The 14,027-nt window shown below is 72.6% G+C and carries 15 protein-coding genes; 8 read left to right on the forward strand and 7 right to left on the reverse strand.

Annotated features, from left to right (window positions below; genetic code table 11):
* Positions 1-19: 19 nt before the first annotated feature.
* Both AC07C1_RS33400 and AC07C1_RS33405 read right to left on the reverse strand, forming a co-directional pair.
* Entirely contained in the window at positions 20-1,234 is a 1,215-nt protein-coding gene (locus AC07C1_RS33400; protein ID WP_478945190.1) for an acetyl-CoA C-acetyltransferase, read from the reverse strand.
* A 69-nt stretch (positions 1,235-1,303) separates the two neighbouring features.
* Positions 1,304-2,464 carry a CaiB/BaiF CoA transferase family protein gene (locus AC07C1_RS33405; RefSeq protein WP_478945192.1) on the reverse strand — a complete coding sequence of 387 codons (1,161 nt, stop codon included), beginning with the start codon at positions 2,462-2,464 and terminating at the stop codon, positions 1,304-1,306.
* A 322-nt stretch (positions 2,465-2,786) separates the two neighbouring features.
* Here AC07C1_RS33405 and AC07C1_RS33410 point away from each other — a divergent pair, with 322 nt between their 5' ends.
* Together AC07C1_RS33410 and AC07C1_RS33415 are read left to right on the forward strand one after the other, a co-directional pair.
* On the forward strand, positions 2,787-3,965 hold the full coding sequence (locus tag AC07C1_RS33410; protein ID WP_478945194.1) for a saccharopine dehydrogenase family protein: 1,179 nt from the start codon (positions 2,787-2,789) through the stop codon (positions 3,963-3,965).
* Positions 3,966-4,178: 213 nt separating this feature from the next.
* Positions 4,179-4,367 (forward strand): hypothetical protein, encoded by a 189-nt coding sequence (locus tag AC07C1_RS33415; protein ID WP_478945195.1) that lies wholly within the window; start codon positions 4,179-4,181, stop codon positions 4,365-4,367.
* On the opposite strand, the gene AC07C1_RS33420 is transcribed toward AC07C1_RS33415, so the two are convergent.
* Entirely contained in the window at positions 4,331-5,074 is a 744-nt protein-coding gene (locus AC07C1_RS33420; protein WP_478945197.1) for an endonuclease V, read from the reverse strand. The genes AC07C1_RS33415 and AC07C1_RS33420 overlap by 37 nt on opposite strands.
* Before the next feature lie 61 nt (positions 5,075-5,135).
* On the opposite strand from AC07C1_RS33420, the gene AC07C1_RS33425 reads away from it, so the two are divergent.
* Complete coding sequence (locus tag AC07C1_RS33425; RefSeq protein ID WP_478945199.1) at positions 5,136-5,432, forward strand: YciI family protein; 297 nt, start codon at positions 5,136-5,138, stop codon at positions 5,430-5,432.
* Between the two features lie 10 nt (positions 5,433-5,442).
* Here the strand turns inward: AC07C1_RS33425 and AC07C1_RS33430 are convergent, their stop codons facing one another.
* Together AC07C1_RS33430 and AC07C1_RS33435 are read right to left on the reverse strand one after the other, a co-directional pair.
* Positions 5,443-5,781, reverse strand: a complete 339-nt coding sequence (locus tag AC07C1_RS33430; protein WP_478945201.1) for a plasmid stabilization protein — start codon at positions 5,779-5,781, stop codon at positions 5,443-5,445.
* Positions 5,782-5,860: 79 nt separating this feature from the next.
* Positions 5,861-6,979, reverse strand: coding sequence for a WD40/YVTN/BNR-like repeat-containing protein (locus tag AC07C1_RS33435; RefSeq protein ID WP_478945203.1), 1,119 nt, complete (start codon positions 6,977-6,979; stop codon positions 5,861-5,863).
* Positions 6,980-7,216: 237 nt separating this feature from the next.
* Here AC07C1_RS33435 and ssgD point away from each other — a divergent pair, with 237 nt between their 5' ends.
* Positions 7,217-7,633 (forward strand): spore wall synthesis regulator SsgD, encoded by a 417-nt coding sequence (ssgD, locus tag AC07C1_RS33440; RefSeq protein ID WP_478945205.1) that lies wholly within the window; start codon positions 7,217-7,219, stop codon positions 7,631-7,633.
* Positions 7,634-7,711: 78 nt separating this feature from the next.
* Here the strand turns inward: ssgD and AC07C1_RS33445 are convergent, their stop codons facing one another.
* Positions 7,712-8,560, reverse strand: a complete 849-nt coding sequence (locus tag AC07C1_RS33445; RefSeq protein WP_478945207.1) for an isocitrate lyase/PEP mutase family protein — start codon at positions 8,558-8,560, stop codon at positions 7,712-7,714.
* A gap of 375 nt (positions 8,561-8,935) precedes the next feature.
* On the opposite strand from AC07C1_RS33445, the gene AC07C1_RS33450 reads away from it, so the two are divergent.
* From AC07C1_RS33450 to AC07C1_RS33460, 3 genes are all read left to right on the forward strand, one after another.
* Positions 8,936-10,561 (forward strand): ABC-F family ATP-binding cassette domain-containing protein, encoded by a 1,626-nt coding sequence (locus AC07C1_RS33450; protein WP_478945209.1) that lies wholly within the window; start codon positions 8,936-8,938, stop codon positions 10,559-10,561.
* 139 nt (positions 10,562-10,700) lie between these two features.
* On the forward strand, positions 10,701-11,477 hold the full coding sequence (ddaH, locus tag AC07C1_RS33455; RefSeq protein WP_478945211.1) for a dimethylargininase: 777 nt from the start codon (positions 10,701-10,703) through the stop codon (positions 11,475-11,477).
* Between the two features lie 224 nt (positions 11,478-11,701).
* On the forward strand, positions 11,702-12,676 hold the full coding sequence (locus AC07C1_RS33460) for an acyl-ACP desaturase (protein WP_478945213.1): 975 nt from the start codon (positions 11,702-11,704) through the stop codon (positions 12,674-12,676).
* 25 nt (positions 12,677-12,701) lie between these two features.
* On the opposite strand, the gene AC07C1_RS33465 is transcribed toward AC07C1_RS33460, so the two are convergent.
* Entirely contained in the window at positions 12,702-12,947 is a 246-nt protein-coding gene (locus AC07C1_RS33465; RefSeq protein WP_478945215.1) for a WhiB family transcriptional regulator, read from the reverse strand.
* A 272-nt stretch (positions 12,948-13,219) separates the two neighbouring features.
* Here AC07C1_RS33465 and AC07C1_RS33470 point away from each other — a divergent pair, with 272 nt between their 5' ends.
* A complete protein-coding gene (locus AC07C1_RS33470; protein ID WP_478945217.1) occupies positions 13,220-14,011 on the forward strand; it encodes a VOC family protein in 792 nt (263 codons plus the stop codon).
* Positions 14,012-14,027 lie beyond the last annotated feature (16 nt).

Here is a 14,027-nt window from a genome sequence, read left to right on the forward strand (position 1 = left end):
GCTTGTTTCCGCGGGGAGTTCAGATGCGCTCGAGGATCGTGGCGATGCCCATGCCGCCGCCCACGCACAGCGTGGCGAGGCCGTACCGCTTGTCCTGGCGCTCGAGTTCGTCGAGGAGCGAGCCGAGGATCATGGCTCCGGTCGCGCCGAGCGGGTGGCCGAGGGCGATGGCGCCGCCGTTGACGTTGACCTTGTCCAGCGACAGCCCCATGTCCTTGACGAAGCGCAGCACGACCGCGGCGAACGCCTCGTTGATCTCGACCAGGTCGATGTCGTCGATGGTGAGGCCGGCCTTGGCGAGGGCCTTTCGGGTGGCGGGGGCGGGACCGGTGAGCATGATCGTCGGCTCGGAACCGGAGACGGCCGCGGAGACGATCCGCGCGCGCGGGACGAGGCCGTAGCGCTCACCGACCTCCTTGGATCCGATCGCGACGAGCGAGGCGCCGTCCACGATGCCGGACGAGTTGCCCGCGTGGTGGACGTGGTCGATCTTCTCCACCCAGTGGTACTTCTGCAGTGCCACGGCGTCGAAGCCGCCCAGCTCGCCGATGTCCGCGAAGGACGGCTTGAGCTTCCCGAGCGAGTCGGCGGTGGTGCCGGGGCGCGGGTGCTCGTCGTGGTCCAGGACGACCAGGCCGCTGCGGTCCTTGACGGGCACGACGGAGCGGTCGAAGCGGCCCTCCTTCCAGGCGGTGGCGGCGCGCTCCTGCGACTGGGCCGCGTACTCGTCGACGTCGCGGCGGGAGAAGCCCTCGATGGTGGCGATGAGGTCGGCACCGATGCCCTGCGGCACGAAGTTGACGGCGAGGTTGGTCATCGGGTCGTTGAACCAGGCGCCGCCGTCGGAGGCCATCGGGACGCGGGACATGGACTCGACACCGCCCGCGAGGACCAGGTCCTCCCAGCCCGCGCGGACCTTGGCCGCGGCCAGGTTGACGGCCTCCAGACCGGAGGCACAGAAGCGGTTCTCCTGCACGCCCGCGACCGTGTCCGGCAGTCCGGCGGCGATCGCGGCGATCCGGGCGATGTCGGAGCCCTGGTCGCCGACCGGTCCGACGACACCGAGCACGATGTCGTCGATCGCGGCCGGGTCGAGGCCGGGGAAGCGGTCGCGGATCTCGTGGATGAGGCCGACGACCAGGTCGATGGGCTTCGTGCCGTGCAGGGCGCCGTTCGCCTTGCCGCGGCCGCGCGGGGTGCGGATCGCGTCGTACACGTACGCTTCGGTGCTCACTGGTGTGCCTTTCGGGAGGGCGGGCCGGCGGGAGCCGGTCGCCGAGGGCGGGGTCGCCGGATGGCCGGGTCAGTCGCCGTCCGCGACGAGGTCGTCGTTCACGAGGTCGGGTATGCCCCAGTCCCGTGCCACCGTCTCCGTGTCGGCGCCCGGCAGCGCCGGGCCGGTGCGGACGGCGGTCGGGGTCGCGGAGAAGCGGGGGGCCGGTGCGGGCTGGGTGATACCGCCGTGGTCGGTGAAGGTGCCGCGGGCGGCCAGATGCGGGTGGTCCGGGGCCTCGCGCAGGGACAGCACGGGGGCCACACAGGCGTCGGAGCCCGCGAAGACGGCCGTCCACTCGTCCCGGGTACGGGATCTGAAGCGGGCGGCGACGCGTTCCCGCAGCTCGCCCCAGCGGGTCCAGTCCCGGTGGGCCGGCGCCAGGTCGTCCAGGCCGAGCAGGCGCAGGAACTCCTCGTAGAACCGGCCTTCCAGGGCACCGACCGCCATGTACGCGCCGTCGGCGGTCTCGTAGGTGCCGTAGTAGGGGCAGCCGCCGTCGAGGAGGTTGGCGGCGCGCCGGTCCTGCCAGCCGCCGGCGGCCAGCATGCCGTGGATCATCGCGGACAGGTGGGCCGTGCCGTCGACGATGGCGGCGTCGACGACCTGTCCGGTGCCGGTCGCGCGCGCGTGGTGCAGGGCGGCCAGGACGCCGACGACCAGGTAGAGGGAGCCGCCCGCGTAGTCGCCGAGCAGATTGGCGGGGACGGCCGGGGGCTGGTCCGGACGGCCGATCATGCCGAGCGTGCCGGTGAGCGCGATGTAAGCCACGTCGTGGCCGGCGCGGGGGGCGAGCGGGCCGTCCTGGCCCCAGCCGGTCATGCGGCCGTAGACCAGGTGGGGGTTGCGGGCGTGGCACTCCTCGGGGCCGACGCCGAGCCGCTCGGCGACGCCCGGGCGGTAGCCCTCGATGAGGATGTCGGCCCGTTCGGCGAGGTCCAGGACGCGGGCGGGGCCATCCGGCGCCTTCAGGTCGACCACGACCGAGCGCTTGTTGCGGTTGGTGACGTCGTACGCGGGGTCTGTCGCGAGTCCCGGGCCGCCCGGCCGGTCCACCCGGACCACGTCCGCGCCCAGGTCGGCCAGGAGCATGGCGGCGAACGGGCCCGGCCCGATGCCGGCCAGCTCCACCACGCGCACGCCGGAGAGCGGGCCGGTGCCCGGCGTGGTCGGCGTCCTTGCCGTCGTCATGGGTGCAGCCCCCAAGGCCGTGTAACACAACTGATGTAACACCGGTGATGCTAAGAACACGTTCCACCGGGCACAAGACCTCAACGAGCAAGCGCTTAGCCAAGTGCCCGGTAGTGCGGACCATCACCCGGGCGAGTGAGGGACCCCGGCCGTGCGGCCCGAGGGGCGGACCACGCTGCACCCGCGCACCTTCTCCCCTTTCTCCACAGTGTTCCCCGGTATGGCCACCACCACTGCCTCCGGCCCGGCCGTCGGAGTGCGCACCCCTTCACGCTAGCCTCAGCCACCGACAGCGGCGCGGGCTGCACGACCAAGGGGTGTCATGAGCAGGCTAAACAGGACGGACCGTCCCTACGACCTCGTGCTCTTCGGAGCGACGGGCTTCGTCGGCACGCTCACCGCGGAGTACCTCGCCGAGCACGCGCCGAAGGAGCTGCGCTGGGCGGTCGCGGGCCGCGACGAACACAAGCTGGAGCGGCTGCGTGAGCGCCTGCCCGGCGGCGCGGACGTCGGCGTCCTGCGGGCCGATGTGGACGAACCGGCGACGCTGCGCGCCCTCGCCGAGCACGCGCGCGTGGTGGCCACGACCGTGGGGCCGTACGTGCTGTACGGGGAGGAACTGGTCGCCGCCTGCGCGGACACCGGTGCCGACTACCTGGACCTCACCGGTGAACCGGAGTTCGTGGACCTGATGTACGTCCGGCACGACGCACGCGCGCGTGAGACGGGCGCCCGCCTGGTGCACGCCTGCGGCTTCGACTCCGTGCCGCACGACCTGGGCGTGTACTTCACGGTGCGGCAGTTGCCGGAGGGCGTGCCGCTGACCGTGGACGGATACGTGACCGCCGACGCGGCCTTCTCCGGCGGCACCCTCGCCTCGGCGCTGAACCAGGCCGCCCGCGGCCGGCGGATGTTCGCCGCCGCGCGGGAGCGGGGCCGGCACGAGCCCCGGCTGATGGGGCGCCGGGTCGCCGCGCCGACGGGCGCGCCGAGGTTCGCCCGCGAGGTCGGCGCGTGGGCGCTGCCGCTGCCGACCATCGACCCGCAGATCGTGCGCCGTTCGGCACGGGCGCTGGAGCGGTACGGCCCCGACTTCCGCTACCGCCACTACGCCGCGGTACGGCGTCTGCCGGTCGCCCTCGGCGGGGTCGCCGCCGTCGGCACGGTGGTGGCCGCCGCCCAGCTGCCGCCCGCGCGACGCTGGTTGTCGGACCGGCTCAAGCCGGGGGACGGGCCGAGCGCGCGGAAGCGGGCGGACAGCTGGTTCGCGGTGCGCTTCGTCGGCGAGGGCGGCGGCCGGCGTGTGTTCACGGAGGTCGCGGGCGGCGATCCCGGTTACGACGAGACGGCGAAGATGTTCGCCGAGGCGGCCCTCAGCCTGGCCTTCGACGACCTCCCGCCGACGGCCGGACAGGTCACCACGGCACAGGCGATGGGCGACGCCCTGACCGAGCGGCTGCGCGCCGCCGGGATCACCTTCCGGGTGGCGGCGGTCCGTTAGCCGGCGGCCGTCGGTACCGCGGCCCCGCGCGCTCGGGGCCGCTCCGCCGCTCCGGGCGTTTCCCGCCGCTCCACCCGCGCGTCCCCGGCGATTTGAGACCTCGTGCCCGGTGAACCCCCAGCCGGCCGCGGTCATCGGCCGCGAAGTGCCAACAAGCACTTGAATGAGACGATGGAAGCCCAGGTGGCAGCAGCCCAAGGAGGCGGAGGAGACGTGAAGTTCGTGCTCGAAGTGACCGTGGACGAGGGTGCGGTGGAGCAGGACCGGGCGGGTGAGCTGGGGCGCATCCTGCGCTACTGGGGCGGCAACCTGCGCCATTACGCCCTCGAGCCGGGCGACGGTTCGGCCGTCTACGACTCGGCGTATCAGGAGGTCGGTGCCTGGCGCGTCGTCGCGTCCTGAACCTGGCCGCCGGTCCGGCCCCGGGTCGCCTCCCGAAGCGCGCGGCGGCACAGGGCGTCCGCCCTTCGCGTGGTCTCCGGCAGCCGGTAGCGCGGGGTCAGCGCCAGGGTGTGCGCCAGGGCGTTGTCCAGGCTCACCCGGTGGCCGACGGAGACGAAGACCGGCTTGACACCCTCCCGGGTGCGCAGCGCGCGCCCGACCTCCTCGCTCCCCGCGAGCAGTGGCGCGCAGCCGCCCCGCGCGGGCGCCGGGTCCTCGTAGGTGAAGGTGAACGGGTTCTTGGCGACACCGATGGTCGGCAGGTCCGTGAGGACGCCCAGGTGGCTCGCGAGACCGAAGCGGCGCGGATGGGCGAGGCCGTAGCCGTCGCACACCACCAGACCCGGCGGACACGGCAGGGCGCCCAGGGCGGCCCGGACGGTGGGGATCTCCCGGAAGGCGAGAAGTCCGGGCACGTACGGGAAGGAGACCCGGCCGACCGCCGTCGCCTCCGCCACGACGTCCAGGGTGGCGGCGTCGAGCACGACGGCCGCCGCGGCGACCAGGTCGAGGTCGTCGTCATAGGCGACGTCGACGCCGGTGACACGGCCCGTCCCGGGCGGTGGTCCGGGCTCGCCGAGCACCACCCGCCCGCGCAGTTCGTCCTGTACGGCGCGAGCCTCTTCCTCGGTCGCGGGCCAGCCCGCCGGTACGCCTACGGTCGTCATGGTGGCCACGACTGTACGGGCCCACGGACGGTTGTCAGGGCCGGGGGGTAGGCTGACGATCATGTTCGTGCTGGAGCTGACCTACACCGCGTCGCTCGACGCCGTGGACGCCCTGCTGCCGGACCACGTGGCGTGGCTGGAGGAGCAGTACGAGAGGGGCTTTTTCCTGGCGTCCGGGCGCAAGAGCCCCCGCGACGGCGGAGTGATTCTCGCCGTCGCGGAGGACCGCGCCCGCATCGAGGAGATCGTCGCGGGCGACCCGTTCGCCGTCGCCGGCGTGTGCGCGTACCGCGTCACGGAGTTCGTCGCCACGAAGACGGCCCCGGAACTGGCGCACCACCGGCAGACACTGGGCTGAGCCTCCCGGCTCAGCTCTTCTTGGCGTTCAGCGCACGCTGCAACTGGCTCTTGTTCATGTTCGAGCGGCCCTCGACGCCGCGCTGCTTCGCCTCGTTGTACAGCTGGTCGTAGGTCGGGCCCTGGGAGCCGGCCCGGTTGCCCGATCGCTGGCCGCCGCGCTTGCCGGACGACATGTCCTGCGTCGAGCTGCGGCTTGCGGTCTTGGACTCGCCGGAGCGGGCGCGTTCCTTGTTCACCGTCCGCGCGGCGATCTCCTTGGCGCGTCCGGCGCTCTCGCCCCGGTCCTGCGCGCTCTCCTTGATGTGCTCGTACTGACGCTCGCGCTTGGGGCTGGAACCGGCTGGCATGATCGCTCCTTTCCTTTGGGCAGGAGACGAGTACCCGGCTTGCGGCCACTTACCTCGGCTCCTCCGCCGGACGGGTGGCTCAGCGCTCCAGGCGGCCCACCCTCCCCTGTTCGCCGGCCGCCCAGCAGCTCAGGTCGGGCGTGCAGCTGACGGTGTCGTAGGAGCCGGTGTCGATCGTCCGCCAGGTACGGCCGCCGTCGGTGGTGAGGTCGGTGCCGGTGGGACCGACGGCGAGCGCGGCGGTGCGGCTGTGCGGGAGCCAGGCGGCGCCGGAACGGTAGGCGGCCGGGGGCGTGGTGGCGGACCGCCAGCCGCGGCCCCCGTCTGCGGTCACGGCGGCGGCCTGCGGGGAGAGCCGGCCGGGGCGGTAGTCGCCGCCGACCGCGATGCCGTGGGTGCGGTCGCGGAAGGCGAGCGCGAAGACGCCCTTCGCCGGATCGCCCGCCGGGACGGGTGCGTCGGCGGCCGTCCAGGTCAGTCCGCGGTCGGTGGAGTGCAGCACGCGCGCGTGGTCCCCGCCGCCGGTGGCCAGCCAGACATCCTCCGAGCCGGCGGTGACCAGGCACTGGCCGCTCGCGGCGAACCCCGCCTCGCCGTCCAGGGCGGACGGCATACCGTCCGAGGGCAGCACCCGCCAGGAGCGGCCGCCGTCGCCGGTGGACAGGATGCGGAACTTCCCGTCGACGGGGTCGCTCAGGGCGAGGCCGTGGCGGCGGTCGAAGAAGGCGAGGCAGTCGTAGAAGGCCTTCGGGTCCGGGTTGCGGAAGGACTCCGCCCAGGTCGCCCCGCCGTCGTCGGTGCGGTACACCCGGGAGGCCTCGCCCTCGCCGATGGCCAGCACCACCGCGCGCCGTGCGTCGAAGGCCTGCACGTCCCGGAACTCCAGCTCCGCCGCCCCCGGAGGAGAGACGTTCCGCCAGGTCGAGCCGCCGTTCGTGGTGCGCAGTACCGTGCCACCGGTGCCGGCGAGCCAGGCGGTGTGCCGGTCGACGGCCGCGAGACCCCGGAAGCGGACCTGCGCGGTGCCGGGGTCCTTGGCCTCCCAGTGCGCGCTCGCCGCTCGCGCGCCCTCCTGCCCGAGCGGCCCGGCATGGGCCGCCGGGACGGTCAGCGCGGCCAGCGCCGTCCCGCACGCCACCCCCGCCGCCACGAGATTGCCGGTCCGTCCCCTGCGTCGCGTGCTCCCCGAGCGCCTCATGGCGGGCGAAGCTAGTGCATGCCCCCGGCGCCGTCCAGAGGACGTACTGCCGGCCCGCCAGGCGGGGGCGGCCGGCCGGTCCTTGAAGGCGACAACATCCGGCTCTGCGCCATGCATGAAGGCGGTGACCGAGGTCACTCGTTCTCCGTGTGCACGCTTCGGCCGAATCCGTCGTCTCTTCCTGTGCCGGGTGCCGCACATCCGGGCGTAGTCCAGCCGTCACGAGGGAGCAAGGCGTTGTCCACCGTCATCGAGCAGCCCGTCGAGGCCCGTCTCGTCGCCGCCGCACCGCGTATGCCGAGCATTCCCGCCACGCTGCGCTACGACCGGCACGACCCCTTCGCCGTCCGCATGACCTTCCCGGCGCCGGCCACCCTGGAGGGTGTCGAGGTGTGCTGGACCTTCTCCCGGGACCTTCTGACGGACGGGCTGCAGGGCCCCGAGGGGCACGGCGACGTCCGCGTGCGGCCGTACGGGTACGACCGCACGGTGCTGGAGTTCCACGCACCCGAAGGCACCGCGATCGTGCATGTGCGCTCGGGCGAGATACGGCGTTTCCTGGAGGCGACCAACGAACTGGTGCCCGTCGGCCTCGAACACCTCCAGCTCGACCTGGACCACGGCCTGGCCGAGCTGATGCGGGACACCTGCTGAGCGCTGCGCGCGCGTGAGCGGCGCAGGCGGCTTCCCGTCGCCCGAGCGGTCAGCCTGCCGCACGGGTGACCAGTGCGTTCAGGCCCCCGTGACCCCCGCACGCGCGAACAGCGCGTTCAGCTCGCCGTAGTCGTAACCACCGGTCAGAGCCCCGTACGTGCCCGCTTCGAGCAGCTCCCGCGTGGCGCGGCGGACCAGGGCGTGGGCGGCCTGGGCGAGGCCCGCGCCCGCGCTGATCCGGGCGACGCCGAGCGCGGCGAACTCGGCGACCGACGGCGCGCCGGGGAACACCATCACGTTGACCGGGCCGTCGATGCCCGCGACGAGCGCCTTGACCGTCTCCGCGTCGACGGCTCCGGGGACGAAGATCCCGTCGGCGCCCGCGGCGAGGAAGGCCGCCGCCCGCTCCAGGGTGACGTCCACTCCCCCGGCACCGCGCAGGAACGTGTCGATCCGGGCGTTGACGAACAGCGGCACGCCCGCCTCGTCGGCGGCCTCGCGGGCCGCGGCCACCCTCTCCGCCTGCTCGGCGACGGGCCTGAGCGGCTCACCGCCCGCCTCGTACCGTGCGTCCTCGATGTTGACTCCGACGGCGCCCGCGTCGAGGGCGGCCCGGACGGTGCCGGCGACGCCTGCCGGGTCCTCGGCGTAGCCGCCCTCGATGTCGGCGCTGACCGGGACGCGCACGGCGGCGCAGATCCGGGCGACCGCGTCCAGCGCGCGGTCCCTGTCCAGTCGGTCGCCGTCGGCAGCACCGAGCGCCCAGGCGAGCCCGGCGCTCGTGGTCGCGACGGCCGGGGCGCCGGCCTGCGCCACGACGGCGGCGCTGACCGCGTCCCAGGCGTTCGGCAGGACGAGCGGGCGGCCGGGCACGTGCAGGGCGCGGAAGGCGAGAGCGGTTTCGTGCAGTGGGTGCTGAAGTGTCATGGGCCGACCCAAGCACCCACGACTGGCCGGGCGCTGGCAGGAATCCGACATGTGCGTCCGCCCGCCGGGCGCACGGTGCGGCCCCAGGAACGCGGGCGGGAGCCGGACCGTAATGGCGTTGACAGCTCCGGGGACCCCTCGTACGGTGTACAGCGGTTCTGTTGCCGTCGATTGGAGAAGGACGTTGCTCGTCTGAGGTCCTGAGGCATCGCGTCGCACCGGTGAGGTGTGCGCGGCGTACGACCTCGGCGTCCGAGCCGTCCTTCGGCACCGGCCTTCTTTCGTGGCCTTCTGAGTGCCCAGGCCCTTCGGTTTCCGCCTCGCGGTGTCTCGACACGCGTCCACCGAACCGCACACTTCCCTCGCGAGGCCCTCATGTCTGCTTCCCTCACCTGCACGTCCCTGTCCTTCGCCTGGCCCGACGGCACCGCCGTCCTCGACGGCCTCGACATCGCCTTCGGCCCCGGCCGGACCGGGCTCGTCGGCGTCAACGGAGCAGGGAAATCAACCCTGTTGAAGCTGCTGGCCGGTGAGCTCCTCCCGGCCGACGGCACGGTCAAGGTGGCCGGCGAGGTCGGCTACCTCCCGCAGAACGTCACCCTCGACACCACGCTCCGCGTCGATCGGGCCCTCGGCATCGCCGAGCGGCGGGCCGCGCTGCACGCCATCGAGGCGGGTGACGTGGCCGAGGAACACTTCGAGACGGTCGGCGACGACTGGGACGTCGAGGAGCGCGCCCTGGTCACCCTCGGGGAACTCGGTCTCGGCCACATCGGCCTGGACCGGACCGTCGGCGAGGTGTCCGGCGGCGAGTCGGTGCTGCTGCGGCTCGCCGCGCTGCTGCTGCGCCGCCCGGACGTCCTGCTGCTGGACGAACCGACCAACAACCTCGACCTGTACGCGCGCCGGCGGCTGTACCAGGCCGTCTCCGCCTGGCCGGGCGTACTGGTCGTGGTCAGCCACGACCGGGAACTGCTCGACCTGGTCGACCAGATCGCGGAGCTGCGCTCCGGAGAGGTCACCTGGTACGGCGGCAACTTGTCGGCCTACGAGGAGGCCCTCGCCGTGGAACAGGACGCCGCCGAGCGGATGCTGCGCGTCGCCGAGGCCGATGTGCGCAAGCAGAAGCGCGAACTGGCCGACGCACAGGTGAAACTGGCCCGCCGCAAGCGTTACGGCCAGAAGATGTACGAGCAGAAACGCGAGCCCAAGATCGTCATGGGGGCCCGCAAGCGCGCCGCCCAGGAGTCCGCGGGCAAGCACCGCATCATGCACGAGGAGCGGCTCGCCGAGGCCAGGGAGCGCCTGGACGACGCGGTGGACGCCGTACGGGACGACGACGAGATCCGCGTCGACCTGCCGTACACAGCCGTACCGCCCGGCCGGCAGGTGCTCACCCTGGAGAACCTGGCGCCGGCCTACGGTGCGCGTGTCGAGGGCTTGGTCGATCTGCGCGGTCCGGAGCGGATCGCGCTCGTCGGCCGCAACGGCGCCGGCAAGACGACGCTGCTGCGGACCGTCGCCGGGGAGCTGGCGCCCGTGGCGGGCGAGGCGAAAGTCCATGTCCCGCTGCGGTTCCTGCCCCAGCGGCTGGACGTGCTCGACGACGAGCTGACGGTCGCCGGGAACGTGGCCCGGTTCGCGCCGGGCGCGACCAACAACCGGATCCGGGCCCGCCTGGCCCGCTTCCTGTTCCGGGGCGCCCGGGCCGACCAGAAGGCCGCCACGCTGTCCGGCGGCGAGCGCTTCCGGGCGACCCTGGCCGCGCTGATGCTCGCCGAACCCGCACCCCAGCTGCTGCTGCTCGACGAGCCGACCAACAACCTCGACATGGCCAGCGTCCGGCAGCTGACCTCGGCCCTGGAGTCGTACGAGGGCGCGCTGCTCGTGGCCAGCCACGACCTGCCGTTCCTCGAGTCGATCGGCATCACCCGCTGGCTGCTGATGGAGGAGGGAGAACTGAAGGAGATCTCGGCCGAGGACGTGGGCGCTTCGGACTAGGACCCGACGTCTCAGGAGAGCCACAGCCTGACAACGAGGGTTTTGTCCTGGCCGGAGCGCCCTGCATGATGGCGGACCGGTGCCGCATCACCGGCACCGGACGCCGCACCGTCGACCCGACCGATTCGAAAGGCCCCTCGTGCCCAGCAAGAAGGCCCTCGTCCGCCGCCCCAGCCCGCGCCTCGCCGAAGGCCTGGTGACGCACATCGAGCGGGAGAAGGCCGACGTCGGGCTCGCCGTCGAGCAGTGGGAGGCCTACGTCGAAGCGCTGCGCACGCACGGCTGGGAGACCATCGAGGTCGAACCGGCCGACGACTGCCCGGACTCGGTGTTCGTCGAGGACGCCGTCGTCATGTACAAGAACGTGGCGTTGATCACCCGGCCGGGCGCCGAGTCGCGGCGGGAGGAGACCGCCGGCGTCGAGGAGGCGGTGGCCCGCCTCGGCTGCTCGGTGAACTGGATATGGGAGCCGGGCACGCTGGACGGCGGTGACGTCCTGAAGGTCGGCGACACGGTCTACGTCGGCCGGGGCGGGCGGACCAACGCGGCCGGCGTGCAGCAGTTGCGGGCCGCGTTCGAGCCGCTGGGCGCCCGTGTGGTGGCGGTACCGGTGAGCAAGGTGCTGCACCTGAAGTCGGCGGTGACCGCGCTGCCGGACGGCACGGTGATCGGGCACATCCCGAAGGTCGACCGGCCCTCGTTGTTCCCCGGCTTCCTGTCGGTGCCGGAGGAGTCCGGCTCGCACGTGGTGCTGCTCGGCGGCAGCAAGCTGCTGATGGCCGCGAGCGCCCCGAAGACCGCCGAGCTGCTGACCGACCTCGGCCATGACGTGGTCACGGTGGACATCAGCGAGTTCGAGAAGCTCGAAGGCTGTGTGACCTGCCTCTCGGTTCGCCTGCGCGAGCTGTACGCCTGACCGGGTGATCCCGTCACCCCAGCAGCCCCGGGACCTGCGGTGCCGGGGCTGCTCGGCATGCCGTCGAAGCGCCGGACCATGCGTTCTGATCAGCACTCTTTACAGTGGCCTTAGCCTACGGCTTCGTAACCTACGGTTTCGTAGCCTACGATCTCGTAGGTTCCGGCACCGCTCGCCGGAGCGTCCCCTTCCCTCCCCCTGTTCGGCGTCCCCCTGGAGTTTCCGTGACGATCACTTCCCCTCACCTTGGCAGCCCGTCCGTCTGGACCGACGCGCGACTGCTGTACGCGCTGGAGGAAGTGGTCGAGAAGGAGCTGAACCGGCATCTGAAGATCGCCAAGGACTGGATGCCGCACGAGTACGTGCCCTGGAGCGACGGCCGCAACTTCCCCGGCCTGTTCGAGGACGGTCAGGCCTGGGACAAGGAGCAGTCCAAGGTCACGGAGGTCGGCCGCATCGCCCTCGTGGTCAACCTGCTGACCGAGGACAACCTGCCCAGCTACCACCACGAGATCGCCTCGCTGTTCGGCCGCGACGGCGCCTGGGGCACGTGGGTGCACCGCTGGACGGCCGAGGAGGGCCGCCACGGCATCGTGATGCGCGACTACCTGCTCACCTCGCGCGCGGTCGACCCGGACAAGCTGGAACAGTTCCGCATGTCCCACATGAGCGAGGGCTTCGAGTCCGACAACCGGCACTCGATGCTGCACTCGATCGCCTACGTCGCCTTCCAGGAGCTGGCCACCCGGATCTCGCACCGCAACACCGGCCACCAGTCCGGTGACCCGGTCTGCGACCGCATGCTGGCCCGCATCGCGACCGACGAGAACCTGCACATGGTCTTCTACCGCAATCTGCTGAAGGCCGCTTTCGAACTCGCCCCCGACCTGACCATGCAGGCGGTCCGGGACGTCGTCGTGAACTTCCGGATGCCCGGCCACGGCATCCCCGGCTTCGAACGGGCCGCCGCGCAGATGGCGATCGGCGAGGTCTACAACCTGCGCATCCATCACGACGACGTGCTGCAGCCGGTGCTGCGCTTCCTGAAGATCATGGAGATCGACGGCCTCGGCCCCGAGGGGCGTCAGGCGCAGGAGGAACTCGGCCTGTTCCTGGGCGGCCTGGACGCGGAGGCCGCCAAGTTCGACGAGAAGCTGGCCGCCCGCAAGGCCCGCATGGCGGCGCGCGCCGGCGGCTGACGCCTGTCGGCGCCGGTGGGGGCGGTCAGGGGGAGGTGCGCCTGAGAGCGAGGCGCTCCTTCTCGGACAGTCCGCCCCAGACGCCGAAGCGCTCGTCATGGGCGAGCGCGTACTCCAGGCAGGCCGGGCGCAGCTCGCACATGGCGCAGATGCGCTTCGCCTCGCGCACCGAGCTGCCGGGCTCGGGGAAGAAGAAGTCCGGCCCGGTCTGCGCGCACAGGGCCTGCGCCTGCCAGGTGTCGTCGGCCGGGGTGATGGTTTCGAAGTGCATGGGCCAGATCGTGCCGTGCGGCGAAAAACGTTCGATCAACGCGGGGTCAACGGCACCCTCAGGGCCTCCGGCCGCCCCGATGATGCTCCCCGCCCGCAGGCGCGTGCACGGCGGCGCGCGGGACAAGCCGGAAAACCGGGAGACCGCACCCCGCCACACAGGGTGCGGACGGATGCCCGTCCGGCGCGTCGTGGGACTCCGGCGGCGATTGTCAGTGGGCGGTGCCAGACTCGGCAGTGCACAGGACGGGACCCCATCCGAGGAGGGCGAAGATGCTCACCACCCGTTTCGTCAACGGCGCCCCGAACTGGATCGACATCGGCACCCCCGACCTCGACGGCGCCCTCTCCTTCTACGGCGGTCTCCTCGGCTGGCAGTTCCGGTCCGCGGGGCCGGACGCCGGTGGCTACGGCTTCTTCCAGCTGGACGGCAGGACCGTCGCGGGCGGTATGCGGACCGGCCCCGGGCAGGGGCCGCCGGCCTGGACGGTGTACTTCCAGAGCGAGGACGCGCAGGCCACCGCCACGGCGGCCGAACAGGCCCACGGCAGGGTGCTGTTTCCGCCCAGGGATGTGATGGGCGAGGGCCACATGGCGGTCCTCGCCGACCAGGCGGGCGTGCCGTTCGGGATCTGGCAGCCCGGCCGGACCAAGGGTGTGGACGTGGCGAACGAACCGGGCGCGCTGTGCTGGGTCGAGCTGTACACGCCGGACATCGCGGCGGCCGCCGCCTTCTACCACCGGGTGCTCGGCCTGGAGACGTCGGGCGTGCCCTTCCCGGGCGGGACGTACACCTGCGTCAACCCGGGCGGTGCCGGGGAGGACGCGATGTTCGGCGGCATGGTGCCGCTGGCCGACGCCCCCGCCGAGGCGGAGGCCGGTCCGCACTGGCTGCCGTACTTCGAGGTCGAGGACACCGACGCCGTGGTCGAGAAGGCCCGGCAGCTCGGCGGGGCGGTGCGCATGCCCGCGACGACCGTCGAGGGCGTGGGCCGCATGGCCAAGCTCGCGGACCCGCACGGGGTGCGTTTCGCGGTGATCAGAAGCGAGACGCCCCAGGGCTGACCGTCCGGGCCTCGCG

It is taken from the genome of Streptomyces sp. NPDC045022 (assembly GCF_056432605.1).

Bases quoted from the DNA above. Each gene is read 5' to 3' on its own strand.
- AC07C1_RS33465 (WP_478945215.1), bottom strand. From the start codon at position 12,947: ATGCACTTCGAAACCATCACCCCGGCCGACGACACCTGGCAGGCGCAG.
- AC07C1_RS33435 (WP_478945203.1), bottom strand. From the start codon at position 6,979: ATGAGGCGCTCGGGGAGCACGCGACGCAGGGGACGGACCGGCAATCTC.
- AC07C1_RS33425 (WP_478945199.1), top strand. From the start codon at position 5,136: ATGTTCGTGCTGGAGCTGACCTACACCGCGTCGCTCGACGCCGTGGAC.
- AC07C1_RS33405 (WP_478945192.1), bottom strand. From the start codon at position 2,464: ATGACGACGGCAAGGACGCCGACCACGCCGGGCACCGGCCCGCTCTCC.
- AC07C1_RS33430 (WP_478945201.1), bottom strand. From the start codon at position 5,781: ATGCCAGCCGGTTCCAGCCCCAAGCGCGAGCGTCAGTACGAGCACATC.
- AC07C1_RS33445 (WP_478945207.1), bottom strand. From the start codon at position 8,560: ATGACACTTCAGCACCCACTGCACGAAACCGCTCTCGCCTTCCGCGCC.
- AC07C1_RS33410 (WP_478945194.1), top strand. From the start codon at position 2,787: ATGAGCAGGCTAAACAGGACGGACCGTCCCTACGACCTCGTGCTCTTC.
- AC07C1_RS33450 (WP_478945209.1), top strand. From the start codon at position 8,936: ATGTCTGCTTCCCTCACCTGCACGTCCCTGTCCTTCGCCTGGCCCGAC.
- AC07C1_RS33420 (WP_478945197.1), bottom strand. From the start codon at position 5,074: ATGACGACCGTAGGCGTACCGGCGGGCTGGCCCGCGACCGAGGAAGAG.
- AC07C1_RS33470 (WP_478945217.1), top strand. From the start codon at position 13,220: ATGCTCACCACCCGTTTCGTCAACGGCGCCCCGAACTGGATCGACATC.